Genomic DNA, 26,854 nt, shown 5'->3' on the forward strand with positions numbered 1-26,854 from the left:
TCTCGTATTTTAACACTAGAGGCGTGAAAAACAAAGATGACAACAGACGTTAAAAAATTAGTCGTTCACTATGTAGACAAAAAAGACGACGATACGCAAATTCACCTTCGAAATGATGAGATGGTAATTAACGATAAAGTAGCCGTTTTTATCGAACAATTACATCATGCATACAATGGTAAACCTGGTAAAGGTTATTGTGCTTTCAGTGGTGACAAAAACAGTGTTGTAGCATCTGCAATGCAAAGTTACCGTAATGATGAGTTAGGCTTTTGGCATATGACCGAGCAAGCCTCAACGGTTTTAAAAGAAGAGCTTGATAAGTATGCATTTAGTGAAACAGGCTATTTAGTATTTTGTCATTACCAGTACGTTGCAACTGATTACATGCTAATTGCGATGATTAACATCAAAGAGCATTATTCTATGACCTCAGAGCTTGATTTAGCCGCTTCTCGTCATTTAGACATATCACGCATGCAACTTGCTGCTCGTATCGATTTAACAGCGTGGGATACACAAGCTGACGACAACCGTTATATTTCATTTATCAAAGGGCGAGCTGGACGTAAAGTTGCTGACTTTTTCTTAGACTTTTTAGGTTGTGAAGAGGGTATTGATTCAAAACAGCAAAGCCAAGTAATGCTTAGCGCAGTAGAGGATTATTTATCTGAGCAACAATTTGATAAATCAGAAAAAGACGATTTACGTAAACAAGTTTTTGACTACTGTAATGACTGTGTGACAACTGGTGAAGATGCCAGCGTAAGCGAGCTATCTGCAACACTTACAAAAGGCGATGACAGCCCGTTTGATAGTTTTTGTAAAGAACAAAGCTATGACTTAGAAGAAACTTTCCCTGTTGATAAGAAAACCGTAACCAGCATGGTTAAGTTCTCAGGTCTTGGTGGTGGTGTGAGTGTAAGCTTTGAACGTAAACACTTAGGTGAGCGCGTAACTTACAACGAGGCAACGGACACGCTTGTAATTAAAGGTATTCCACCAAACTTAAAAGATCAGTTACAACGTTTTATGGAAAGTGAAAGCGAGTAAATTTCACAAGTAAAAAGCTGATTTAAGAGTGCGGTATTTATATCGCGCTTTTTTGTATCGGTATATAAATTCGTTGCATCGGAAAAAAAACCTTAAAGATTTATTTCACATAGAGAAGTGAAAGAGGAGTAAATGAGAAACACAAGCTAATCTTATTCACGGTGTTAAATTTCGGCTGTAGGCGTAAAGCTTGCTTACGCGAGAAGCAACGCTTCTGTTTATTTAATTTCTTTGCTAACAAAACCACTAAAAGATCTATTGCACAAAGAGAAGTGAAAGAGGAGTAAATGAGAAACACAAGCGATGGTTTGCTAGCGGGGCTTATTTAAGTTAGCAAGACTTAGACTTAGACTTATTACTACCTCTAAAAGCGCAGCGTCTCTTTACCTCTTTGTGAAAAAATTACTTTTTACGGGCGTGAAGTCATTTTTCTGATTATTCAAATTATATAAACAAAAAAGCCCCGCTATTTATTAAATAGCGGGGCTTTTAAATGAATGTTAGTTATTAATCAACACTCATTGTTTTAGTCATTGCAGAGCTTGCACGACCAGCAGGTTTGATTGAACCTGCACGTAAACCACTGTCTGGAACTAGTTCACGTTTATCGTGAGCCATTGCTACAGACGTATGTTTCACTTCGCTATCAGCTACAGGAGTAGGTTGTGCCATTGGCGCACTTGCTGACCCTTGAGTAACCGCTGTTTTAACATGCGGTGCTGATTTTTCAGTTTTCACTTTTGCTTCAACTTTAGCAGGCTCTTCAGTTGCTACTGGTGTTTCAACTTTAACTGGCTCTTCAGTGGCTACTGGCGTTTCAGCTTTAGCCGTTTCTTTAGCTTTTACTGGCTCTTCTACAGCTTCAACTTTTGCTAAGTCTTCAACCGCAACGGCTTGTTCAACTTGTTGCGACGCATCTACCGGTGTTTCTTCTGATTTCGCTTTAAGTTCTGCTTCGTATTCTGCAGCAGCTTGATCAGCAACTGGAATAAATGCAGGGGCTTCATCAGATTTAACTTCTGCTTCACCTTCAGGGCGACGACGACGTTGACCAGATGCACGAAGATGACGAGGAGAACGACGTGAACGTGTACGTGTTTGCTCTTGTTCGTCTTCAGTAGTTGCTGTTTCATCGTTAGAATCAACAACATCAACTTTCTCTTCTTTAATGTGAGCTGTTTTTTCTGCCGGAGCTTGCTTTTGCTTTTCTACAGCAGGAGCTTGCTCTTGAACTTGTGAAGTTTCAATTACAGCCGTTTGCTCAGGTGCTTGCTCTGTTGAGTTAGCTTGCTCAGCTTTTTCATCTTGCAGACGTACTTTTTTACGTATGTTACGACGTTGACGGCGAACTTTAGGCTTCTGTTCTTTAGGCTCTGCAGCTTGTGCTGGCTTAGAATCAGTTTCTACTTCCGCCTTTGCAGGGGCTTCAGTTTTAACTTGATCTTTTTCTTGGTTTTTATGCTCTGGGCGCTTACGAGAGTTAGGGTTACGACGGCGCTTGTTGCGGTTCTCGCTTCTCTCTTGAGTCTCGGTGCTTGCTGCTGAGTCAGTTTTAGCTTCCTCTTCAGCGGCTGGACGCTCATTGCGCGGCTTGTTAGTGCGTGGGTTATTATTACGACGACGTTGATTGTTATTACGACGACGATTATCGTTACCACGACGCGCATTATTGCGCGTTTCTTGCTGCTCTTTTTCTACAGCTTCTTTTTTCTCTTCTTCAGATTCACTTGCAAATAACGACTTAAACCAATTACCAATAGCAGCTAGTAAGCCACCTTCAGTTTTAGTTTGTGCTACCGCAGCAGGCTCTACGGCTTTAGCTGGCGCTGCTTGTGGAGCAGGAGTAGAAGGCATTACCACGCCTTTTAGCATCGGCTCTTCACGGACTGGCGTACTTGGAGATTTTGACATCTCGAATACTTCAGGCTCTGGTGCAACAACTTGTCCGTAACTTACAGTTTCAAGTGTTTCGTCTTTACGTAAGCGCATAACTTCATAATGTGGTGTTTCCATATGTTGATTTGGAATAATCACTACGTCACATTTATGATGTTTTTCAATGCGATGAACACTACGACGTTGCTCATTTAATAAATAAGCGGCAACAGCAACAGGCACTTGTGCATTTACTTGTGCTGTATTGTCTTTAATTGCTTCTTCTTCAATTAAGCGAAGAATTGAAAGTGCTATTGATTCGTTTGAACGAATAGTACCTTGGCCACTACAACGTGGACATGGGCCTTGGCTTGCTTCACCTAATGAAGGACGCAAACGCTGGCGCGACATTTCAAGTAAACCAAAGCGTGAGATTTTACCAATTTGAACGCGCGCACGGTCTGGGCGCGCTGCATCTTTTAAACGATTCTCTACTTCACGTTGATGGCGTGGAGGAGTCATATCGATAAAGTCGATTACAATTAAACCACCTAGGTCACGAAGACGTAATTGACGTGCAATTTCATCGGCCGCTTCTAAGTTTGTATTAAGTGCTGTCTCTTCAATATCGCCGCCTTTAGTTGCCTTAGACGAGTTGATATCAATAGATGTCAGTGCTTCAGTAGGGTCAATTACAATTGAACCACCAGAAGGAAGACGTACTTCACGCTGGAATGCAGACTCAATTTGGCTTTCAATTTGGTAATGTGTAAATAAAGGCGTGTCACCTTGATAAAGCTTAACACGGCTCATAAAGTCAGGACGAAAACGCTCAATGTGCGCTTTAGCTTCTTCAAAAACACGTGGTTTATCAATTAAAATTTCGCCAATGTCACGACGTAAATAATCGCGTATTGCGCGGAAAATCACGTTGCTTTCTTGGTGAATCAAAAACGGTGCTTTAGCACTATCGGCTGCTTGTTTAATTGCATCCCAATGTACTAATAGTGCTTTTAAATCGTAGTTAAGTTCTTCAAATGATTTACCAACACCCGCTGTACGAACAATTAAGCCCATACCTTTAGGTAGTTCTAAACGACCTAATGCTTCTTTAAGTTCAGTTCGCTCATCACCTTCAATACGACGAGAAATACCGCCAGCACGAGGGTTATTAGGCATAAGAACTAAATAGCTACCAGCAACACTGATAAAAGTAGTTAACGCTGCGCCTTTTTGGCCGCGTTCTTCTTTATCAACTTGTACTATTACTTCTTGACCTTCTTTTATTACGTCGCGAATGTTAGGGCGACCATGAAAAGTGTAACCTGCAGGGAAGTAAGTACGTGCAATTTCTTTTAAAGGAAGGAAACCATGGCGGTCAGCACCGTAATCAACAAATGCTGCTTCAAGAGATGGTTCAATGCGAGTGATTTTGCCTTTATAAATATTGGCTTTTTTCTGTTCGTGACCTGGGCTTTCGATATCTAAATCATAAAGGCGCTGGCCATCAACCAGTGCTACGCGCATTTCTTCTTGCTGCGTTGCATTGATTAGCATACGTTTCATATTGTTACTCTACTTATTTATGTCGCTGACATGACGATGTTTTTCTCGCCTGTTCAGTTGTCCCTATTTTTAGAATGTGCAGCCTCACGACTGGGTCTTTAACGGAACGGCTCTGTATCTCGTATGCAGTATTTTAAATGCTGGCAAACAATAGCGATTATTACCGCTATTAAATTCTTAATGGTGCTAAAACTGTCGGCTTTTCAGCTACGTTTACAAGTTTTACCCAGAAGTCGGCCTGTCATATTAATCTTACTAAATATCATTCATATTAGGCGCGTAGGGCTCATTAAGTTGGTGAGCAATACATACTGATGTATCGCTAATATCCGTTTTAAGAGCAAAAATCGCTGCCGATGTTAATGAACGCTTATTTATTAGATTTTTTTAATTCTAAATAAGCTGCTGTACGGTACTACAATAATTGAGCTAGTGCTGAACGACGTTTTTTACGTCGTCACTATCAGACAAATTATCTGTTCATTGCTTTCTCTAGCACATTAAAAATCGCTTCATGTTCAAACTTAACCAGCAATATATTACGCGCATTGCCGTTAATTGATCGCACGTGTTAACTGAGGAGGCATAAAAGCTTTGGAAAACTTAACTCGGATCTGTATGATCGGCTACCCAGAATGTGCATCACGAATGTTTTAATGTGTTAAAAAGCACCGTTGTTATTTGCAAATACTAAATATTTGCGCTGCTGATTATCCCACTATTATTACAGTGTTAGCAACTAAATTATTTTACTTAAATTAGTGATTAGGCAATGTCAGAAAAAAACGACTTACAAGTAACTTATGTCACGATCAATGAAGACCATTTAGGTCAGCGTATTGATAACTTTCTTATTACCCATTTAAAAGGGGTGCCTAAAAGCGCTATTTATAAACTTTTGCGCAAAGGTGAGGTACGCGTTAATAAAAAGCGTATTAAGCCTGTATATAAACTACAGCTTGACGATGTACTACGTATTGCACCTATCAGAGTTGCTGAGCGTGAAGAGTTTGTACCATCAAAGTTAGACAAAGTAACTCGCCTAGAAAACGATATTTTATTTGAAGATAAATACCTTATCGTCATAAATAAACCTTCAGGTATGGCTGTTCATGGTGGCAGTGGTTTAAGTTATGGTTTAATTGAAGCGCTGCGCGCGCTTCGCCCAGAAGAGCGCAATCTTGAGCTAGTTCACAGGCTTGACCGTGATACATCGGGCTGTTTACTTATTGCAAAGCGCCGTTCGGTGTTAACAGCATTGCATGAACAGCTTCGTGAAAAAACCATGGAAAAAAATTACTGGGCACTTGTAGAAGGGCAGTGGGACTCTAAAACTAAAAACGTTACCGAAGGGCTGCGTAAAAATACACTTAAATCGGGTGAACGCGTAGTACGTGTAGATAACACTGAGGGCAAGCCTTCGCATACGCGTTTTAAAGTACTTGAACGTTTTAACGATTGCTCACTTGTACAAGCATCACCTGTTACAGGTCGTACGCACCAAATTCGTGTACATACGCAATGTAAAGGTCATCCTATCGCGTGCGATGATAAATACGGTGACCAAGGGTTTGATGAATCTATGCGTAAAGTTGGGTTAAACCGATTATTTTTACATGCACACGATTTAAGTTTTTATCATCCTAAAAACGAAACAACGATGCGTATTGAAGCGCCCCTTGATAAAACGCTTAAAAATACATTACTAAAATTACGAGACGCAAAACAGTGATTGCAGTGACGCTGATTAAAAAATATAAGCTCGTCATTTTTGATTGGGATGGCACCGTTATGGATTCAGTCACTAAAATAGTTAACTGTATTCGTAGTAGTGCTGAGTCACTTAATTTAGTGGCGCCAAGTGATTTAGCAATTAAAAATATTATTGGTATGTCGCTTGAAAAAGCAATTGATGTTTTATTTCCCGATAATGTCGCGCAGCATCAAGCGCTAATTAAAGGGTATAAACACCAATATAGTGTTGATACCACGCCAACTCCTGTATTTGATAATGTTGTCAGCGTTTTAGGTGCCTTAAAAGAGCAGGGCATTGTTTTAGCGGTTGCAACAGGTAAAGGTCGAGATGGATTAGAGCGTTTGCTTGATCAAAGCCAACTTAGACATTTTTTTAGTGCAACACGTACAAGCGACGAAGCGCAATCAAAGCCGTCTGCGGATATGCTGTATCAATTACTTGAAGAGCTTGGAATAAGTGCTCAAGACGCTGTAATGATTGGTGATACCCAAATAGACATGACAATGGCAAAAGCTGCAGGCATGGATAGAATTGGCGTAACAATGGGTGTACATAACGCACAGCAGCTAAATAAGCTTAGCCCTGTTGCAACGGTAGATAATTATCTGCAATTGCAACAGGTTTTGCTTGGCTAATTTATTTAACTAGAACTTGTTTTGAGCAGTAAGTACATCAATACCATACTCAGCCAGTAATTGGCTGAGTTTAATTAATGGTAATCCAATTAAGCTATTAGGATCGTCTCCGCTTAGTTTTTCAAATAAACAGATACCCAACCCTTCACTTTTAAAGCTGCCAGCACAGTTATAAGGCTGCTCTGCGTCGCAATAAGCACTAATTTGTGCATCACTGAGTGTTTTAAACGTCACATTAAAAGGTTCTACGCAGGTTTTTTTTGTTCCAGTTACAATATCGTAAACACAAAGCCCAGTTAAAAATGTTACAGTATTACCGCTAAATAAATTTAGTTGTTTTAGAGCATTTTGTTTATTGTGCGGTTTACCTAAAATTTGATTGTTAAACACAGCGACTTGGTCTGATCCAATTGCTAACCCTTTTTTAAAGTGTTTATTAGCTGCTGAGGCTTTTAACTCACTTAAACGCTTAACCAGTTCAGTAGGTGTTTCGCATTCAAGTGCTGATTCGTCAACGTCGGGTGAAAACGTATCAAAGGGTAAATTAAATTTTTGTAATAAAGACTGCCTAAAAGGTGAGCTTGACGCTAAAATGAGTGGAAGCTTCATGGACTGTTTTCCTACGATAATTCAGATTGAGTTAGGATAAATCAGATCCGAGAGTAAAACACGTTAAAAACCAAGTAAAAATGGTTTTTTACTTTGACTAACAAACTAACTATCTATATGATGCAGCCCCTATGCAAAAGGTGAAAATTCCCATCACTCTTCATCCAGGCAAAGCAGCGCAGCACCGTTTAAAGTATGACGGAATTGTACCGCTTGAAAAACTTACTCGTTTAGAGAAAGTTGTGCAGGAAGAAGTAGGTGAAATAGCGGTAAAAATACATTGCAAAAACGATGATCAAGGTTTCGCTGTGATTAGAGGCAATTTGTCCACACATGTTACTGTCATTTGTCAACGTTGTAATGGTGATTTAGGGTTGGATTTGGTTCAAGACTTTGCATATTCACCAGTAGGTGAAGATACAGAGTTAGATATTTTTCCTGAAGACTACGACGAAGTAGCACTTGATGAAAATGGTGAAGTTAACGTTTTTGATTTAATTGAAGACGAACTAATTTTAGCAATTCCATTAGTGGCTACCCACAACGAAGCTTCATGCAGTTATTCAGCAAAGCCTGCCAGCTTTGGTGTATTAAAGGCGGAAGATGATAAACCTAATCCATTTGATATTTTGAAACAACTTAAGAAAGATTCTTAGGAGAAGACTATGGCTGTACAAAAAAGCAAAAAGTCTCGTGCAAGACGCGGCATGCGCCGTTCACACGATGCGATCAGTGGTCCAACTTTAACTGTAGATCAAACATCTGGTGAGACTCATCGTCGTCACCATGTGACTGCAGATGGTTACTACAAAGGCGTTCAAGTAATTTCTAAATAAGAGATTACTTATATGCTGAAAGATCTAACCATAGCGTTAGATATGATGGGGGGCGATTACGGCCCCCGTTCATCTATTCCTGCTGCCGTTCATGCGGTAAACGCTCATGCCAATTTAAGTCTCATTTTATGTGGCAATGAAGACGTTATATCTAAAGAACTCGAATCACTCGATTCTTTATCTCATCCGAGACTCATAATTCGTCACTGTAGTGAAATAGTCACTAACGCCTGCGAACCTGCAATTGCTGTACGTTCAAAAAAAGATTCATCTATGCGTGTTGCCCTTGATTTAGTTAAATCGGGCGAAGCACAAGCGTGTGTTAGCTCAGGTAATACCGGCGCTTTATTTTTTATGGCTCACTACGTATTAAAAATGCTGCCAGGTGTTAAACGTGCCGCACTCATTTCATCTGTTCCTACAGAAAGCCAAAACCCAGTATATTTACTCGACTTAGGTGCTAATGTGCATTGCGATGCGCAAATGCTCTATCAGTTTGGCATTATGGGCTCTGTAGTTGCTGGTCAAGCACTTGGCTGCGATAACCCTCGCGTTAGCTTATTAAATATTGGCGCTGAGGACATTAAAGGCCACGACGACATTAAACAAGCTGCACAATTGATGCAGCAAAGCTCACATATTAATTACATTGGTTATAGCGAAGGAAGTGATATTTTTTCTGGCAAAGCTGATGTTATTGTATGCGAAGGGTTTGTGGGTAACGTGGCGCTTAAAACATGCGAAGGCATTGCCAAGCTTATTATGAATAAGTTTACAGCTGCGCTCGAAAAGCACCTTTTGTATAAATGTATGGCGTTTATATTGCGTCCAATAATAAAAAAACTCTATAAAAGGGTGAACCCCGACCAGTATAACGGTGCTTCTCTGGTAGGATTGCGCGGTATTGTCGTTAAAAGTCATGGAAATGCGTCAGCTAAAGCATTTCAAGCAGCAATTGATGAAGCGGTAAAAGAGGTTGAACGTCAACTTCCTGATAAAATAGCCGCTATTTTCGAAAAAACACATTCTAAAGACACGGCGGTTAATCAATAATTGATGTGCCGTGTATTTCATTATTTATTTGTTTAATTAAAAAGAGCAAAGTATGGCACAAAAAATTGCACTTCTATTCCCAGGTCAAGGCTCGCAAAGCGTTGGTATGTTACAAGAGCTACTAGAGAGTTCTGACATTGTTAAAGCAACATTTGCAGAAGCATCAGATGCACTGGGTTACGACTTAGCAGAGCTAGTTCTTAATGGCCCAGAAGAAAAATTAAATCAAACTCATCGTACACAACCTGCATTATTAACTGCAAGTGTTGCTATTTACCGTGATTGGCTTGCAGCAAACCCAGATGCAGACGTTGTTATGGCCGGTCACAGCTTAGGTGAATATTCAGCACTAGTATGTAGCGACGTAGTAAGCTTGAGTGAAGCTGTTAAGCTTGTTGAAAACCGTGGTTTATACATGCAAGAAGCTGTACCTGCAGGCGTAGGTTCAATGGCTGCGATTATTGGCTTAGGCGATGAAGAAATAAAAGCGGCATGTGCTGCCTCAGCGCAAGGTGAGGTTGTATCTCCAGTTAACTACAATTCTCCTGGTCAAGTTGTTATTGCAGGGCATAAAGCGGCAGTAGATAGAGCATCACAAGCATGTAAAGATGCTGGTGCTAAACGCGCATTACCACTTTCGGTTAGCGTACCTTCACATTGTGAACTAATGAAGCCAGCAGCTGATAAGCTAGCGGTAGACTTGGCCGCTTTAACATTTAATACACCTAAGTGTGATGTAATTAATAATGTTGATGTAAAAGCTGAATCGACCGCTGATGCAATTAAAGATGCACTAGTACGCCAGCTTTATAGCCCAGTTCGCTGGACAGAAACAGTACAAGCCTTGGTTGCACAAGATGTAACGCAAAGCTACGAATTTGGTCCTGGTAAAGTATTAACAGGGCTTGCGAAAAGAATTGATAAAGCAATGGTTTGTGGCTCAGTAAACGATGCCGCTTCAATCGCTGCAGCTAAATAAGAGTATATAAAATGTCTAATTTATTTTCTTTAGAGGGCAAAATTGTCCTAATTACTGGCGCTAGCCGTGGTATTGGTAAAGCAATTGCAACAACATTAGTTGCGCAAGGTGCAAAAGTTGCAGGCACAGCTACAAGCGAGTCAGGCGCTGCTAAAATCAGCGAGTACTTAGGTGACAATGGTAAAGGTTATGCATTAAACGTAACGGATCCTGCATCTATTGAAGCGACACTTGCCGCAATAAAAGCTGATTTTGGCGATATTGACGTACTTGTTAATAACGCAGGTATCACACGTGACAACCTATTAATGCGTATGAAAGAGACTGAGTGGGACGATATAATCGACACTAACTTAAGCTCGATTTTCCGTTTATCTAAAGCGGTACTTCGTCCAATGATGAAGAAAAAGAAAGGTCGTATTATCAATATTGGCTCAGTAGTGGGCACTATGGGTAATGCAGGACAAGCTAACTATGCAGCGGCTAAAGCAGGCGTAATTGGTTTTTCTAAGTCACTTGCACGCGAAGTGGCATCACGTGGTATTACAGTAAACGTAGTGGCACCTGGTTTTATTCAAACTGATATGACTGATGATTTAACTGACGAGCAAAAAGCAGCAACACTTGCAAATGTTCCAGCAGGGCGTTTAGGTCAACCAGACGAAATTGCAGCTGCGGTATGTTATTTAGCATCTGACGCGGCTGCGTACGTATCAGGTGAAACTTTGCATGTAAATGGCGCGATGTACATGGTTTAATAACCATTGTACCCACATTGTTACTTAATAAAGTTAAGTAAGTTACCTCAAAAACATTGAATTATTTGTGAACTTGCTTTAAACATACTTGAAATCGCTGCGAAAATAAGCGATAAAAGACAAAACACACACTCAGAGGTTTGACCAGACAATTATTTATGGTCAAATCATTGAATCAGAGAATTATGCCGCGTAAACTACGCGGCAATCTGAAAATAACGCATCGGCGTTTTTAATAAAGGAAAGAAGAATGAGCGATATCCAAGAACGCGTAAAGAAAATTATCATTGAACAACTAGGTGTTAAAGAAGAAGAAGTTAAAAATGAATCTTCTTTCGTAGATGACCTAGGTGCAGATTCTCTTGATACTGTTGAACTAGTAATGGCTCTTGAAGAAGAGTTTGATACTGAGATCCCAGATGAAGAAGCTGAGAAGATCACTACAGTACAAACTGCTATCGATTACGTAACAGCACACGCTGAGTAATTAATCGCACGTTAAAGGCAGCATCCGCTGCCTTTAATTTTTTATATCCAAACCACCTCAAAGTTCGTGATTCAAAACTTAAGCCTCAATGCTCAATTTTAGCTAAAAATTAATTTTGATTGTGTTATGCGTTTTTAATCTATTTTGGGACTAGCACTTTGAGGTAGCTTGGGTATGATCATCCCCTTGTAAATATCCCTTATTGGAGGCAAACCGTGGCTAAACGTCGAGTCGTCGTAACTGGCTTAGGAATGTTGACGCCGCTAGGTAATGATGTTCAATCAACCTGGCAAGGCTTATTAGATGGCAAAAGTGGCATTCAAACAATAACCCACTTTGATACATCAAAATTTGGTACTAAATTCGCTGGTTTAATAAATGACTTTGATGCAACTGCATACATGTCAGCGAAAGATACTAAAAAAATGGACTTGTTTATTCAGTACGGCATTGCAGCGGGTGTTCAAGCCTTTAAAGATTCAGGCCTTGAAATTACTGAGCAAAACGCAACACGTATAGGTGTCGCTGTGGGCTCTGGTATTGGTGGCTTAACGCTTATCGAAGAAAACCACATTAAGTTATTAAATAGTGGTCCGCGCAAGTTATCGCCATTTTATGTGCCGTCTACCATTATTAATATGATCTCAGGTCACTTATCAATGATGCATGGACTTCGTGGTCCAAATATTTCAATTGTAACTGCCTGTACTACTGGTTTGCATAATATTGGCCATGCCGCGCGCATGATTGCCTACGGTGATGCAGATGCAATGGTTGCTGGCGGTGCAGAAAAAGCCTGTACCCCAATTGGTATGGGTGGCTTTAATGCTGCACGTGCACTTTCAACCCGCAATGACGACCCACAAGCGGCTTCTCGCCCTTGGGATAAAGACCGCGATGGCTTTGTGCTTTCTGACGGTGCTGGTGTTGTTGTAGTTGAAGAGTACGAACATGCTAAAGCACGTGGCGCTAAAATTTATGCTGAGCTTGTTGGCTTTGGTATGAGCGGCGATGCGTACCACATGACATCACCACCAGAAGATGGTGCAGGTGCTGCCCTTGCAATGCAAAACGCACTAAATGATGCGCAAGTAAACGCTGAGCAAATTGGTTACATTAACGCACACGGTACATCTACAAATGCAGGCGATAAAGCAGAAACTGCCGCTGTTAAGTCTATTTTTGGTAATGCAGCTAAAGATGTAATGGTAGGCTCGTCTAAATCGATGATGGGTCACTTGTTAGGTGCTGCAGGCTCGGTTGAATCGATTATTTCGATTTTATCACTGACAGATCAAAAAGTGTCGCCAACTATCAACCTTGATAACCCAGACGAAGGGTGTGACTTAGATTATATTGCTCACACTGCACGTGATGCAAAGTTAGACTTTGCACTGTGTAACTCGTTCGGTTTTGGTGGTACTAATGGCTCGTTGCTATTTAAAAAGGTATAATCTTTTTTAACAACGAATCAAATTATAAGAGCTCAGTTGTTTAACTGGGCTTTTTTTATATGCCAAATAAAATGCAAACAATAATAGCAGTAGATCAAAACAGCACTTTAAGCACGCGTGACAGAGGCTTAAATTACGGTGACGGCTTTTTTACAACGGCTAAAGTTGTTAATGGGCAAGTACAGTATTGGGCTCATCATAAAGCGCGTTTGATTGAATGCGCACAGCGTTTGGGTTTTCCTGAGCTAGATTTTAATCGTCTTGAAAACCAAATTGCTTTGCATATAAAAGCTGCACCACTCAACGTGCTTAAAATACTTGTAACGCGAGGCGAAGGCGGACGTGGTTATGGGCTGCCAAGTGAGTGTAATATTACTATTTTATTGAGCATATTAGATTACCCTAGTAATTACGAAGCGCTTGTTAAAAAGGGTGTAAATCTCGAAGTAAGCCCAATTAAATTAGCAGCACAGCCTTATTTAGCGGGTCTTAAAACACTAAACCGGCTAGAGCAAGTACTAGTTAAAAAAGCAATGCAAACGCAAAACTGCGACGATGTGTTAGTGCTTGATTACAATAACAATGTAATTGAAGCTTCTGCAGCTAATATTTTTGCGATTGAAAATAAGCGTGTGTTTACGCCATTGCTTGATGAGTGCGGAATTAAGGGCGTTTATCTACAATCGTTATGTGATAAATTGCCTGTTGAATTTAAACGCGTGAAAGTAGAAGACTTAACCCAAGCAGACGCCGTATTTGTGTGTAATAGCTTAATGGGAGCAGTACCTGTAAAACGTATTGAGCAACAGGTATTTAATACAGACGAAAGCCACGCATTACTAACTAAATTATTAGCCAAGGAGGCTGAGTGTTAAAAGTTATTTTATCGGTACTTTTTTTAGCTGTTATAACCACTGCTGTTGGTTACCAGCAATTACAAGCAACAATAAATAGCCCGTTAAAGGTAGCACAAAACACACAATTTGAAGTTAAGCATGGCACTGGCTTTAATAAGTTATGCCAGCAATGGCAAGCTAAAAACTGGGTAGAAAGTTGTTGGCGTTATCAGGTAATTGCCAAGTTAGATCCCACTCTTACCGACTTAAAAGCGGGGCTTTACGAGCTAACAGCCGATAGCGTTATTAATAACGTAAAAAAAATTAACCAAGGTCAGCAAATTAGTTTTAGTTTTACCATAATTGAAGGGCAAAACTTACGTGAAGTACTAAGTGCTATTAAAAAAGCTGATAATTTACAAAACGATTTAAAAACTGACGAACTAAGTACTCAAATACTGGGTAATAACACGCACTTAGAAGGCTGGTTATTCCCCGACACTTACCATTATCATAATAACGATACTGCAAGCAGTGTATTAAAACGTGCAGCACAAAAAATGCAGCAAACGTTAGATGATGCTTGGCAGCAGCGCGCCGCTAATCTACCCTATAAAACAGCATACGAAGCACTAATAATGGCTTCAATTATTGAAAAAGAAACAGGCCTTGCCAGCGAGCGTCCGTTAATTGCATCAGCGTTTGTTAATCGATTAAACACCAATATGCGCCTGCAAACCGATCCAACCGTAATATACGGGCTAGGCGCTGACTTTGATGGTGATATTAAACGTAAAGATTTGCGCGATTATACGCCTTACAATACGTATCGTATTAATGGTTTACCGCCAACACCGATTGCAATGCCATCAAAAGCCGCTATTTTAGCTGCAGTTAATCCGCCGCAAAGTGAATATGTTTACTTTGTATCAAAAGGCGATGGTAGCCACCAATTTTCAACCACGTTAAAACAGCATAACGCAGCAGTTAAAACGTATATATTAAATAAAAAGAATTAATATTTTATGAAACCAAAATTTATAGTAATAGAAGGGCTAGAAGGCGCGGGTAAATCAACCGCTATTTCGTTATGCCAAGACTTTTTAAACAAACAAAAAATAGACTTCATTAACGTCCGCGAACCTGGCGGCACGCCACTGGCTGAATCGCTTCGTACGCTTGTAAAAGCAGAGCACGAAGAAGAAATTGCCTTTGAAACCGAATTGCTTATTATGTACGCAGCTCGCTCGCAGCTAATGCACAATGTTATTACCCCAGCGCTTGATAAAGGCCAATGGGTACTTGCCGATCGTCATGATTTATCGTCTCAGGCGTATCAAGGTGGTGGGCGTGGTATTAGCTCAAATACATTAGCTTCACTTTCGTCAATGGTGTTAAAAGGCTTAAAGCCAGATTTAACTATTTACCTTGATATTGACCCAGTAATAGGCCTTGAACGTGCAAAAGGGCGTGGTGAGCTTGACCGTATTGAACAAGAAGCCATTGAGTTTTTTCAGCGTACACGTATGCGTTATGTTGAACTTGCTAATGACGACAACACAATTAAAACCGTTGATGCAAACCAAAGTATTGATAAAGTACATCGCGATATTACCAATGTACTGCATTCATTTTTTGAAGGTCTAAAATAATATGCCATTGCCTTGGCTACATGATACTCAAGCACGTTTAGCGAAAAGTTATCGCGCAGAGCGTTTTCATCATGCGCAATTATTTTGTGGGCCTGTTGGCGTAGGTAAGTTTGAGCTAAGTGATGAGCTTGGGAATGCTTTGTTATGCCAAAATATAGCTAAGCAGGTAGCTGTGCAAAACAGTATGCTAAAACCTTGCGGACAGTGTAAAAGCTGTTTACTTAACCTAGCTGGCACTCACCCCGACAAACGTTTAACGCAAGTTGATGGGCAAAGTATTGGTGTAGATGATATTCGTGGTATTAGTGATTTTATGAATCACTCTGCAGCGCAAAATGGCAATAAAGTCGCGATAATCGAAAATTGCGAAAAAATGACCACAGCAGCAGCTAACGCATTATTAAAAACACTTGAAGAGCCAACTAATAGCCGCTTTTTAATATTAACCACAAGCCAACCACAGCAGCTCCCTGCAACTATTTTAAGTCGATGCGCTAAAAGTGACGTAAAAATAACTAATACAGCACTTGCTCAGCAATGGCTAGAGACATTAGATATTCCTAACTATAGTTGGTTAGCACTTTTTTATAACCAACCGCTGCAAGTAAAGCATTGGCAACAGCAAGACCAGCTAAAAAATATTGATACACTTTATAAGTTTGCAACTGAGTTTAAACAAAGCCATAATTTCAAAGCGTTAGTCGATATAATAAATAAACAGCCTGAGCTTGTTCGAATATTTACTTTATTTTTAAGCGTGCAACTAAAGCAGAAATTACTGCAAGGTATGAGTTTTGACGCTTATCAAAGTGCGCAAAATGCATTAGGCGAGTTTTTACAAAATAACACACAAGTACTTGGCCTTAATTTACCGCTTGCTGTATCACGATTAGCATACACATTGCGAAATTCTTAAAAGGATTAATCATGCAAGAACTACTAGTAGACATAGACGATTTAGACGAGTTATACCGTTGTTATATGCCTTACTTAAAAAAAGGTGGCTTATTTGTACGTACTAATATGCGTTACGAAGCAGGGCATTCATTAGCGCTTAGAGTCACTTTGCCCGATGCCTTAGAAGATGACGTAGTGACAGGTAAAGTGTCGTGGATCACGCCACAAGGTGCACAAAGCTCTAATCCTCCAGGTATTGGTATTAGTTTTTTAGATGATAAAACAAACCTAAACGCTAAAATCGAAAAGCTGCTTGGGACTATGTTAAACTCAGGCGATCAAACATATACCATGTAGTTATAGGGTCGGTTTTTCATTGAGATTAACGCCGCCCTATATTGGGTTCTTTTAATTGCTAAGATAATAAATTAAACGAACAAATTTAAACCCTGAACATAATACAGGCCTTATAGTGATTGTAGATTCTCATTGCCATTTAGACCGTCTTGATTTTGATAAACTAGACTTAAACCTTGACCAAGTTCTTGATAAAGCGCGTGCAAAGCAAATAGAGCACTTTTTATGTGTAAGCGTAACGCTTGATCAGTTTCCAAGCATGCTTGATAAAATTAAGCATTACGACGATGTATCAGCCTCATGCGGTGTACATCCACTTGATCAAAAAGACGCCCTTAATAAACAGCAACTAATCGACTTAGCTTCACACGACAAAGTCGTTGCTATTGGCGAAACGGGTCTTGATTACTACTATTCAAAAGATACTCATGCAGTGCAGCAAGCAAGCTTTGTTGGGCATATTGAAGTGGCTAACGAATTACAAAAACCGTTAATTATTCATACACGTGATGCCCGCAGCGATACCATTAATTTAATGCGTGAGCACAAGGCCGAAAACTGCGGTGGTGTATTACATTGCTTTACCGAAGATTGGGATATGGCAAAAAAAGCCATAGACATGGGCTTTTATATTTCTATTTCGGGCATTGTTACCTTTAAAAATGCTATTGAGCTAAAAGAAGTAGCAAAGCAAATACCGCTAGATAGATTATTAATAGAAACCGACTCGCCTTATTTAGCACCGGTACCGTATCGTGGGCAAACAAACCAGCCAGCATACGTAGAAGATGTAGCTTATTACATTAGCGAACTTAAAGGCATTAGCTTTAATGAACTTGCTAAAGCGACTACCGAAAACTTTTATTCTTTATTTAAATTAGCAGCTAAAGGCTAAATACATGATTACTCACACGGCAAACCTTCCTATTTTACTAATGGGGCCAATGGTGCGCCGTGCAGAGCAAACTGGAGTTTGTATTCAGTTTGCTACCTCCAAGCCTGCAAACTGCCAAATAAACTTATTAAATGTTGAGTGTTATAGCGATCAACATACTGTTTCTTTGGGCGAACATTTATACCTGCATTTCGTTATTATAAAGCCAATAGACAACAAACTCCCTCTAGATAGCTTATTAAGCTATGAGCTTGTAATTGACGACACAGCAATCGATTTATCGCCTTGGTGCTATAGCAATCAAACAACGCCTGCATTTGTAATCCCCGATAAACTGAGTGATATTTTGCATGGCTCGTGTCGTAATGCACATCATCCAGCAAAAGACAGCTTAGTGTCTGCAAGTCACTGGCAAAATACTCAGCGCGGTAATAATAATCAAGGCGCACAATTGCTATTACTGAGCGGTGACCAGGTTTATGCCGATGATGTAGCAGGCCCCATGTTATTAGCTATTCATCAGTTAATTAAAGCCTTAGGTATCTATAAAGAGCAACCACTTGCCATTGAGCTACCTGATGATATAAATGAGCAACTTTATAATCGCCATTTGTTTTTACCAAAAACGCCTTGGCAAAAACGCTCAAAGTTAGGTGTAGGTTACTGGCTAAAAAAAGATGAACCTCATTTTTCAAGCGTAAAAGCCTACAATCACCTTATCCATTTTGAAGAATACATAGCACTTTATTTATTAAATTTTAGTGCTGCTGCTTGGCAATGCGTTGATATACAAAACACAACGTATTCAGGTCAAAACAAGCAAAACAAAACTATTTTTGACGCTGAAAAAACAGCACTGATTGATTATGCAAAAGGCTTAAGTGAAGTAGAGCGATTGTTTGCCAATGTATCGACATTAATGATGTTTGACGATCACGATGTAACCGATGATTGGAACCTCACCGCTGGGTGGGAGCAAGCTATAAATGAAAACCCAAGTAGTAAACGGATCATCAATAACGGCTTAATTAGTTATTGGCTTTTTCAGGGAATGGGGAACGATGCGCTAAATAAAACAGGCGAGTTACTAACACCTTTTAAGCAAAGCCGTACTGCTAATAATTTATGGCAGTTTAAAGCTTTTGATAAACCACTAAACGATTTTAGTTTTTGGCATTATGAGTTAACTACAACCCCAAAAGTAGTGGTGCTAGATACACGTACGCACCGTTGGCGAAATGAGCAAAACTTTAATGAGCCTTCAGGTCTACTTGATTGGGAGCGCCTCACAGAGCTTGAAGAAAGCCTACTAAGCCACGATCAGGTTATTATTGTATCGCCAGCCCCCGTATTTGGTGTTAAATCAATAGAAGCCATTCAAGCCATGTTTAATATTTGCGGGCAACCGCTTATGGTTGACGTAGAAAACTGGATGGCGCACGAAGGATCAGCCAAAAAGCTACTCGATACCTTTAGACGAACCGACACCCCAAACGAGACCCTTATTTTATCGGGAGACGTACATTACTCATTTTGCTTTTCGGTGCAAAAACGTTTTGGCGATCATCCCAATCGAATTTGGCAACTTACCGCCAGTGGTATTAAAAACGAGTTCCCGCGTAAGTTAATAAACATACTCGATAAGCTCGACTCAATTTTATACGGCCCAAAAAGTCCTTTAAACTTTTTTACCAAACGTTGGCATATGGAAGTAGATAAACACCAAACCATAGGTGAAGGGCAAAAATACTTAGTAAGTGACTCAGCTATTAGTTTAATAACACTAGAGCAGGGGAATTTAGCCCGCTACCAACTTATACACGGTGAAGGGCATTTGACCGAGTTCGATTTAGAACATAAGTAATAAGTTACTCATAAACGTAAAAGCGAAGTTTCTTATTACTTAAAAATGGATCCCACCACTGAGAGCACAGAGGCGCTTTGCGCTACACAGAGGAAATACTAGTAATGATTGGTCAGTACTCCTTTTCTTCTCAGTGTTCTCTGTGGTGATTTAATCAGTTGTTTACTAATGAATTCAAATGTTAAAGCGCAGTTTCTTATTACTTATAAATGGATCCCACCACTGAGAGCATAGAGGCGCTTTGCGCTACACAGAGGAAATACTAGTAATGGTTGGTCACTACTCCTTTTCTTCTCGGTGCTCTCTGTGGTGATTTAATTTCTTATATATTTTATTACTTATATTTTGTATTTAACCATGCTCTTTTCTGCTTCGTTTAGACGCAGGTAACTTACTACTCAATATTGCCAAGCATAAAATAGTTATAAACAACATTGAATTTGCTCCAGCTTGTAAAGAATAATCTACCAACGAATGCAGCAGCATATCTATAATTGCAATGGCACAGCCAAAAGCAACGCCCTGAAACAGCGCTGTTTTACGCTTTCGCATAGTCGCTATACATAACCATAAACAATAAAGTATAAGTGAGCCTAGTGCGGCTGTAGTGGGTATACCCAGCTCTACTGCAAACTGTATGTAATCGTTATGGGCATTATCGTAGTAACCAGAATACGGCTCAGACTGATACGCAGGAAACGCAGTATAAAATGTCCCCCCACCAGAGCCCAACAAAGGTTTATCTAAAATAAGGGGTATTGAATCACGTACAACTTCGTCACGGGTTTCTGATGAAATACTGGTTTCGCTTATACGCTGTTTAACTTTTTCTACATCAAATATAGCGCCAATAATAATTAAATCTATTATAAAAAAACTAACTATAAGTAGTTTAAACGCTTTAGGTTTTTGCCTGTAAATAAAAAACGCGAGTAAGCTAACAACCATTAATGCAATAAAAAACGCCGAGTTACCCATACGGCTACGGGTTAAAATTAACGCAACAATAATAATAATTAACGAAATACGTAAAATTATTTTTGAGCTTAAAAGTATCTCAGTCCACGCACGAAGCGTTTGTTTTAATGTTTGTTTATAATCGCTAGTAGAGCGCTTTAATTCGCTAACTAAAACACCAATACCCAAACATAAACATAAAGCTAAAAAGTTAGCCAAAAAATTAGAGTAAGTAAACGTACCAATAGCACGGTCGGTATGCTTATAACCAAATAGTGGGCTAATAATATCGGGCGACAAATTTAAATAAGTGGCATATAAAGCCTGAAACACACCTGCACTTATAATTGCATACATTAAATTTTTAATACGCTTTTCAGTATTACAATAAATAAATAATAGCCAACAAAATAAAACCATAAAACTTGTTTTTATAAGCATTTGTTTTGTTTGAAACGGGTCAAGGCTAATGCTAAATATTTGTATAAAGCAAATTAAAACAACAACACCAAGAGCAACAAATAAAGGCCAGGAGTATAAAGGAGGGTAGAGGGGCTGCTTATTGTTTATAGCGCTATTAATTAAATGAATTAAAAAAGTGGCACCAATTAACAAACCAATAGCTAAAATAGCCCAAGGGCGGTAGCTACCTAAGGGAATAGGCAGCAAAAAAAGTATTGCACATAGCAAAATAAATATAAAACGGTTCAATTTAAACTCATAAAGTAAAAACGCAGCCAAAGGCTGCGTTTGTATTATATTTGAGGAGGGTGCTTAGTTACCAACTTCTGATATACCAGCATCACCACCAGTACCACCAGTACCTTGAGGTACAGTAGTTGTTGGTAAAACAACAACAGAAGGAGCTGCAGTTGGGGTATCATCAGTAGGACCCGAAGCAGTAGCTTCAGATGCAACTGTGGCATCTATACCAGCAGTAATTGCAGCAATAGTTACCGCATCACTATCAGAACCAGCAGTTACTAAGGCTGCTAAAAAGTCAGAAATTAACGCATTATCGGCACCTAAAGAAGCAACAACTGCGTTAATTAATATATCAAGTTGTTCAGCGCTACACGAACCGTTTGCAATAGGAGAATCGAGGTCAATAGGACCCATATCTTGGCAAAATTGCTCAATAGCAGCAACTAACTCATTTTGTAGTTCCTCAGACGAAATATCATCCGGAGCATTATTTAAAATATTAAGTAAATTAGTAAGGCTGTCAGATTGTACTACAACATCAGAATCTGCTTGTGAGTAAACAGGTGAAACAGTAAAAGCCATTGCACCTATTAATAAACTCTTTAAAAAAATCGATTTCATCTTGTGTCCCTTTAAGTGAGTATCTAATTACAGAATTTTAGCGTGTCTGCGCAAAAAGTAAACTCTTTATTAACGTTATCACGGTTCTTGCCTGTAAGTACTTTAGAAGGCTCCATAATTAAATTACCTTGTACACCATCACAGCCTAAATTTTCAAGCATTTTTAATGTTTCGGGCTTTTCAATTAAGCATGCCAACACTTTAATACCAAAACCATGACAAATATTATTAACGGTTTGAATAAAAAACTGGCTTTGAGAATTATCTAACAAGTCTTGAATATAACTGCCATCAATTTTTACATATTCAATATCAAGGCCTTGTAAATACCTAAACGACGTTAAACTTGTTCCAAAGTGCTCTATACACACGTTAATACCAATATCTTTAATTGCATCTATGTGCTTTGAAGCTATATGTACATTATAAAGTAAACTAATTTCATGTAATTCAAAAATGAGGTTAGTTTTAATAACGGGTTTCGTGTGCGCATAAAGCGTTAACCATTGTATGAAATCAGCTGAATATAAAGATGCCTTACTTACGTTTAAGGCAAATACGTCATCAGGGTATTGTTCTTTTATATTTACAAAGTTACGAATTATTTTTTTGTCTAATTCTTCAGTTAAATTAAGTTTTTCGGCCATAGCAAATAAATGGCCATTGTTTATCTTTTCACCTTCATGGGTAAAGTGGGCAAAGGCCTCAAAGTAACACTGCTTGTTTTGAGAGTTAGCCCGTTTAACTGGCTGCACCGAAAAGCTAACCTCACCAGAGTCAATAATCGATTGAATAAGTGTACGCCATTGATTAACACTAAATAGCGTATCTTTATCTATTTTGTTAGTGTCTATTGTATCGCCAATAGTACTACCTGTATCTAAAGCAGATAATACACTACCAATAGACGAGCCTTTATTAACTTCCAATATTGCAAAATTAGCAAACCCATTAACGTGTAAGCTATTTTTTTGTTTACTAAAAGCATCTGTAATTTCTAAACGGGTTCTGTTTAAAAACTGCGTATCGTAAGGAATCAGCGCAATAAAAGTACTACCGTTTAACCTAAATATTTTAGAGTTAGTAAGGTTACCAATAATTTTAGTAAGAATAACACTTACATCTTTTACGTGGGCGTCACCATCTTGATAGCTAACACTTTGGTTTATATTTGTAAGTGAAGGTAGAGTAATCATCATTGCGGTAAGTGGAGCATCAGTGGTTATTGTGTCAACAACCGAGCTAAAGTGATTTTCAAATAACTTTCGGTTACCTAACCCTGTTAAAGAATCAATATAAACTTCTTCTGTTAAGGCTTGGGTTTGTTTAGTTAAAGAATCAAAAGTACTTTGTAAGTTAATAACCATATTGTTTATAGCTTTAGTTACAGTGCGTAGCTCTCGTGCAATAGGTATTTCTTCGTTTAATGTAAAGCGTTTACGAGTAACAAGGTGAGCTTGATGCTCAACTGCTTTTAAAGGCTTAAATACTTCACGTAATATTAAAAAGGCAACTGCAAGCGAGGCAATTAGTATTAAAAAAGAACCATAAAAACTGCGTTTTGTATGCTCCCACAACGTTACATAAGACTGTCCAGTATGGCTTGTAACCTCAAGTATACCCGCCATAATCCAACCATTATTTAGTTCCGACTGCATAGTGGGTGCTTTTAAACTACTTAAAGCAATAAACCAATTAGGCACAGACTCAACACGCTTAGGATTTTCCAGATCAAATACAACTTGGCTTTGTGAATTTGTAAATTTAATTTCTTTATAGTAACCAGAATCAAAAATAGCAGTAGCCATTGTTTCTGCTATTACTAGGTTTTCTGGCTCTAAATAAGGCGAAATAGAAAGTCCTAAGCTAGTAGCAGTGTCTTGGGCATGGCTTCCCATTTGGGTTTGTAAGTAATCACGGGTGGTTTCAACATCTGTAACTACCCTAACCACAAATGAAACAACCGAAATAACGATTATTAAACCGTAAACTTGGGTTTTAAGACTCAATCCATTTTTAAAAAGTCGAGACATAACTGGTAGTTCCTTTAATGTTACTTTTAATGGGAGCAAGCTCACCTTGTTCAATTCGCTCTAGCATAGTATTCCAAGCCGACACACCACGGCTATTTTTTACCTTATTGCCTAACCCTTTCGATTTTGCTAACCAAAGTCCTTGACCATTAAAACTGTAAATAGGCGTTAAATCGGGGCGCTTATTTGCGGGCAGCAGTTTAGTATTAAAGTTACCTAAAACAAAGGGAATTCTGTTTGGATCTTCTATATATATAAGTACCATGTGGGGCTGGTTTACTGTGCGCTGTCGTACATACATTAAACGAATTTTATCCTCCGGAACACCTAGCGCTATTAACGTAAAGTATTTAGCAATAACGTAGTCTTCGCAATCGCCCATACCAACACCTAAACTCTCTAGTGGGGTAGCCCAGTAATCTTTTTGCTGCCAAAGATCTTCATCGCTTTTGTATTTAATGTTTTTATTAAAAAAATCGTTAACAAGGTGAATTTTTTTCCATTCGCTTTCATCAGCCGAGTCATCAATAAAGTTAAGCCAATCTTTAATTCGTTTATGACCTTCGTTGCCATACTGTTGCTGTGCACGGGTAATAATATCGCTATTACGCAAATACAAAAGCATATCTTGTGCGCATACAAAAAACGAGACAATAAATAAAATGCAAAGCCCTAAGCGCACAAATGTTCCTTAAGTTGGTAATCCCTAATAAACGACATTAATCAGTATAGTATTATTACTTTTAAAAAGGTAGATCATCATAAAGAATGAGATGCCCCAATATGACTCAATCCGACCAGTTTGGTGCAACATAAAGTTAACAAAAAAACAACCTAAAAGGATGTTTTATTTATTGAGTCAAATAGTATGGCGTGTATAATAATCCTAACACAAGGTATGTGAAGCACGTTATATGGAAGTAAACTTTAGTTTCTTCTTTATATATTTACAAAATAATAATGAAAGGAATTAAAGTGAAAGTTTTAAAAGCCGTATTACCTGTAGCTGGCCTTGGAACACGTATGTTACCAGCCACAAAAGCCATTCCAAAAGAAATGCTGCCTCTGGTAGACAAACCACTTATTCAATACGTAGTTAATGAAGCCGTACAAGCAGGTATTAAAGAAATAATACTTGTTACTCACGCTTCAAAAAACTCAATCGAAAACCATTTTGATACTAGCTTTGAGCTAGAAGCCACACTAGAAGCACGTGTAAAGCGTAGCCTGCTAGAAGAAGTGCGCTCAATAGTACCAAAAGATGTAACCGTAATTTCGGTTCGTCAATCTGCTCCACTTGGTTTAGGCCATGCTGTTTTAGCGGCGCGCCCAATAGTAGGCAACAACCCATTTGCAGTAATGTTACCTGACGTAATTATTGATAAATATAAATCAAACCCAAAAACCGATAATTTAAGCCAAATGATCGACCGTTTCGACCAAACAGGCCACAACCAAGTAATGGTAGAGCCAGTACCAAAAGAGCAAGTACACCAATATGGTGTGGTTGACCTAGCGGGTATAAAAATTAACGCGGGCGAAAACGCAACAATTAAAAACATGGTAGAAAAACCAGATACCGATGAAGCGCCAAGCAACCTAGCTATTACAGGCCGTTATGTTGTATCGCCTACTATTTGGGATTTACTAGAGTACACCCCACCAGGTGCAGGCGGCGAAATACAACTTACCGATGCTTTACTCCAATTGCGCCACTTAGAAACACTCGAAGCATACCACTTAAAAGGCCAGTCGCACGATTGTGGTTCTAAATTAGGCTATATGCTTGCCAACGTAGAATATGCAATGCAATCAAGCCATATGGGTGAAGAGTTTACCAAAGCAGTTAAAAAACTAGTTTCGTAACTTGTTTTTATAAATCACAACCAAATTTAATTTGTATTTAACGGTAATATTTAAAAGCCAAAATAGCAGTGCCTGAAATTAAATAAAGTAAATTTAAAGGATTCTTACAAATGAAATATCTTGTAACTGGTGCCGCAGGTTTTATCGGTAACTTTGTGGCTGAACGCTTATGTAACGATGGCCACGAAGTAGTAGGTCTAGATAACCTAAACGGTTATTACGATCCGGCATTAAAACATGCAAGGCTTGAGCGTATTAAACACCTTACGCAATTTCGTTTTGTAAAAATGGATTTAGCAGACAGAGACGGCATAGCTAATTTATTTAAAGACGAAAAGTTTGACCGCGTTATCCACTTAGCAGCACAAGCTGGCGTGCGTTACTCAATAGAAAACCCAATGGCATACATTGACTCTAATTTAGTAGGCACTGCTACTATTTTAGAAGGGTGTCGCCACAATAAAGTACAGCATTTAGTATATGCATCATCAAGCTCTGTTTATGGCATGAACGAAAAAATGCCATTTTCGACTGACGATGCAGTAGACCATCCGGTATCGCTTTATGCGGCAACTAAAAAATCAAATGAGTTGATGGCGCATAGCTATAGCCACCTATACGACCTGCCAACAACAGGGCTGCGCTTTTTTACAGTGTATGGCCCTTGGGGTCGCCCAGATATGGCTCCTTACTTATTTACCGATGCAATATTAAATAACCGAGAAATTAAAGTATTTAATAACGGAAAAATGAAACGCGATTTTACCTACATAGACGACATTGTAGAGGGCATTATTCGCATTCAAGACGTAGTTCCAAAAAGAGACCAGTCAAATAGCAACACCTCGCCAGAGTCAAGTAAAGCACCATACCGTGTATTTAATATTGGTAACAACGAACCTATCGCACTAATGACCTTTATAGAATCAATTGAAAAAGCAGCAGGTAAAGTAGCTGACAAAAACTATATGCCAATGCAAGCAGGAGATGTTCCAGCAACATTTGCAGATATAGATAGCCTACAAAAAGAAGTTGGCTTTAAACCTAATACTAACATTGACTATGGTATGCAACAGTTTGTTGATTGGTATAAAAAATATAGTAAATGAT

At 39.0% G+C, this 26,854-nt stretch carries 25 protein-coding genes; 19 read left to right on the forward strand and 6 right to left on the reverse strand.

The genetic code is table 11. The features are described from left to right. Positions 1 to 36: 36 nt before the first annotated feature. Positions 37 to 1,053 carry a nucleoid-associated protein YejK gene (gene yejK / locus H5090_RS04425; RefSeq protein WP_002961473.1) on the forward strand — a complete coding sequence of 339 codons (1,017 nt, stop codon included), beginning with the start codon at positions 37 to 39 and terminating at the stop codon, positions 1,051 to 1,053. Between the two features lie 507 nt (positions 1,054 to 1,560). Here yejK and rne read toward each other — a convergent pair. Beyond that, entirely contained in the window at positions 1,561 to 4,494 is a 2,934-nt protein-coding gene (gene rne, locus H5090_RS04430) for a ribonuclease E (RefSeq protein ID WP_182695109.1), read from the reverse strand. Positions 4,495 to 5,266: 772 nt separating this feature from the next. Between rne and rluC the strand changes: the two genes are divergently transcribed. Together rluC and H5090_RS04440 are read left to right on the forward strand one after the other, a co-directional pair. Continuing rightward, positions 5,267 to 6,226 (forward strand): 23S rRNA pseudouridine(955/2504/2580) synthase RluC, encoded by a 960-nt coding sequence (gene rluC, locus H5090_RS04435; RefSeq protein WP_024596136.1) that lies wholly within the window; start codon positions 5,267 to 5,269, stop codon positions 6,224 to 6,226. Then, on the forward strand, positions 6,223 to 6,885 hold the full coding sequence (locus tag H5090_RS04440) for an HAD-IA family hydrolase (RefSeq protein ID WP_310736303.1): 663 nt from the start codon (positions 6,223 to 6,225) through the stop codon (positions 6,883 to 6,885). Before rluC ends, H5090_RS04440 begins: the two co-directional genes overlap by 4 nt. A gap of 9 nt (positions 6,886 to 6,894) precedes the next feature. On the opposite strand, the gene H5090_RS04445 is transcribed toward H5090_RS04440, so the two are convergent. Continuing rightward, positions 6,895 to 7,494, reverse strand: coding sequence for a nucleoside triphosphate pyrophosphatase (locus tag H5090_RS04445; protein WP_182695110.1), 600 nt, complete (start codon positions 7,492 to 7,494; stop codon positions 6,895 to 6,897). A 131-nt stretch (positions 7,495 to 7,625) separates the two neighbouring features. Between H5090_RS04445 and yceD the strand changes: the two genes are divergently transcribed. The 14 genes from yceD (at position 7,626) to H5090_RS04515 (ending at position 19,562) form a co-directional block, all read left to right on the forward strand. Then, positions 7,626 to 8,150 carry a 23S rRNA accumulation protein YceD gene (gene yceD, locus H5090_RS04450; protein ID WP_007375269.1) on the forward strand — a complete coding sequence of 175 codons (525 nt, stop codon included), beginning with the start codon at positions 7,626 to 7,628 and terminating at the stop codon, positions 8,148 to 8,150. Between the two features lie 9 nt (positions 8,151 to 8,159). Continuing rightward, positions 8,160 to 8,330 (forward strand): 50S ribosomal protein L32, encoded by a 171-nt coding sequence (gene rpmF, locus H5090_RS04455; protein ID WP_002962381.1) that lies wholly within the window; start codon positions 8,160 to 8,162, stop codon positions 8,328 to 8,330. A gap of 12 nt (positions 8,331 to 8,342) precedes the next feature. Beyond that, positions 8,343 to 9,383 (forward strand): phosphate acyltransferase PlsX, encoded by a 1,041-nt coding sequence (gene plsX / locus H5090_RS04460; protein WP_024603493.1) that lies wholly within the window; start codon positions 8,343 to 8,345, stop codon positions 9,381 to 9,383. 52 nt (positions 9,384 to 9,435) lie between these two features. Continuing rightward, positions 9,436 to 10,362, forward strand: a complete 927-nt coding sequence (fabD, locus tag H5090_RS04465; RefSeq protein WP_002962379.1) for an ACP S-malonyltransferase — start codon at positions 9,436 to 9,438, stop codon at positions 10,360 to 10,362. 11 nt (positions 10,363 to 10,373) lie between these two features. Then, a complete protein-coding gene (fabG, locus tag H5090_RS04470) occupies positions 10,374 to 11,120 on the forward strand; it encodes a 3-oxoacyl-ACP reductase FabG (protein WP_002962378.1) in 747 nt (248 codons plus the stop codon). A 250-nt stretch (positions 11,121 to 11,370) separates the two neighbouring features. Beyond that, entirely contained in the window at positions 11,371 to 11,607 is a 237-nt protein-coding gene (gene acpP, locus H5090_RS04475; protein ID WP_002962377.1) for an acyl carrier protein, read from the forward strand. Between the two features lie 215 nt (positions 11,608 to 11,822). Continuing rightward, on the forward strand, positions 11,823 to 13,061 hold the full coding sequence (gene fabF, locus H5090_RS04480) for a beta-ketoacyl-ACP synthase II (RefSeq protein WP_002962376.1): 1,239 nt from the start codon (positions 11,823 to 11,825) through the stop codon (positions 13,059 to 13,061). Between the two features lie 59 nt (positions 13,062 to 13,120). Further along, entirely contained in the window at positions 13,121 to 13,936 is an 816-nt protein-coding gene (gene pabC, locus H5090_RS04485) for an aminodeoxychorismate lyase (protein WP_182695111.1), read from the forward strand. After that, the gene (gene mltG / locus H5090_RS04490) at positions 13,930 to 14,916 is read left to right on the forward strand and encodes an endolytic transglycosylase MltG (RefSeq protein WP_154903350.1); all 987 of its coding nucleotides are present in this window, start codon (positions 13,930 to 13,932) and stop codon (positions 14,914 to 14,916) included. Before pabC ends, mltG begins: the two co-directional genes overlap by 7 nt. Before the next feature lie 6 nt (positions 14,917 to 14,922). Continuing rightward, on the forward strand, positions 14,923 to 15,549 hold the full coding sequence (gene tmk, locus H5090_RS04495) for a dTMP kinase (protein ID WP_002962371.1): 627 nt from the start codon (positions 14,923 to 14,925) through the stop codon (positions 15,547 to 15,549). Position 15,550: 1 nt separating this feature from the next. After that, on the forward strand, positions 15,551 to 16,465 hold the full coding sequence (locus tag H5090_RS04500) for a DNA polymerase III subunit delta' (RefSeq protein ID WP_182695112.1): 915 nt from the start codon (positions 15,551 to 15,553) through the stop codon (positions 16,463 to 16,465). An 11-nt stretch (positions 16,466 to 16,476) separates the two neighbouring features. Continuing rightward, a complete protein-coding gene (locus H5090_RS04505) occupies positions 16,477 to 16,803 on the forward strand; it encodes a PilZ domain-containing protein (protein ID WP_002962367.1) in 327 nt (108 codons plus the stop codon). Positions 16,804 to 16,918: 115 nt separating this feature from the next. Continuing rightward, on the forward strand, positions 16,919 to 17,698 hold the full coding sequence (locus H5090_RS04510) for a TatD family hydrolase (protein WP_182695113.1): 780 nt from the start codon (positions 16,919 to 16,921) through the stop codon (positions 17,696 to 17,698). 4 nt (positions 17,699 to 17,702) lie between these two features. Continuing rightward, the gene (locus tag H5090_RS04515; RefSeq protein WP_182695114.1) at positions 17,703 to 19,562 is read left to right on the forward strand and encodes an alkaline phosphatase D family protein; all 1,860 of its coding nucleotides are present in this window, start codon (positions 17,703 to 17,705) and stop codon (positions 19,560 to 19,562) included. A 351-nt stretch (positions 19,563 to 19,913) separates the two neighbouring features. Here the strand turns inward: H5090_RS04515 and H5090_RS04520 are convergent, their stop codons facing one another. The 4 genes from H5090_RS04520 to H5090_RS04535 all read right to left on the reverse strand — a co-directional run bounded on the left by H5090_RS04520 (position 19,914) and on the right by H5090_RS04535 (position 24,560). After that, complete coding sequence (locus H5090_RS04520) at positions 19,914 to 21,230, reverse strand: O-antigen ligase (protein WP_182695115.1); 1,317 nt, start codon at positions 21,228 to 21,230, stop codon at positions 19,914 to 19,916. 63 nt (positions 21,231 to 21,293) lie between these two features. Continuing rightward, positions 21,294 to 21,845 carry a hypothetical protein gene (locus H5090_RS04525; protein ID WP_182695116.1) on the reverse strand — a complete coding sequence of 184 codons (552 nt, stop codon included), beginning with the start codon at positions 21,843 to 21,845 and terminating at the stop codon, positions 21,294 to 21,296. Between the two features lie 23 nt (positions 21,846 to 21,868). Continuing rightward, on the reverse strand, positions 21,869 to 23,878 hold the full coding sequence (locus tag H5090_RS04530) for an EAL domain-containing protein (protein WP_182695117.1): 2,010 nt from the start codon (positions 23,876 to 23,878) through the stop codon (positions 21,869 to 21,871). Then, a complete protein-coding gene (locus H5090_RS04535; protein WP_154903339.1) occupies positions 23,862 to 24,560 on the reverse strand; it encodes a transglutaminase-like cysteine peptidase in 699 nt (232 codons plus the stop codon). The genes H5090_RS04530 and H5090_RS04535 overlap by 17 nt, the downstream gene beginning before the upstream one ends. A 293-nt stretch (positions 24,561 to 24,853) precedes the next feature. Here H5090_RS04535 and galU point away from each other — a divergent pair, with 293 nt between their 5' ends. Both galU and H5090_RS04545 read left to right on the forward strand, forming a co-directional pair. Further along, the gene (galU, locus tag H5090_RS04540; RefSeq protein ID WP_182694037.1) at positions 24,854 to 25,744 is read left to right on the forward strand and encodes a UTP--glucose-1-phosphate uridylyltransferase GalU; all 891 of its coding nucleotides are present in this window, start codon (positions 24,854 to 24,856) and stop codon (positions 25,742 to 25,744) included. 110 nt (positions 25,745 to 25,854) lie between these two features. Next, the gene (locus H5090_RS04545; protein ID WP_182695118.1) at positions 25,855 to 26,853 is read left to right on the forward strand and encodes an NAD-dependent epimerase; all 999 of its coding nucleotides are present in this window, start codon (positions 25,855 to 25,857) and stop codon (positions 26,851 to 26,853) included. Position 26,854 lies beyond the last annotated feature (1 nt).

This window comes from Pseudoalteromonas sp. SR43-5, from assembly GCF_014163835.1.
GTDB classification, from domain to species: domain Bacteria; phylum Pseudomonadota; class Gammaproteobacteria; order Enterobacterales; family Alteromonadaceae; genus Pseudoalteromonas; species Pseudoalteromonas distincta.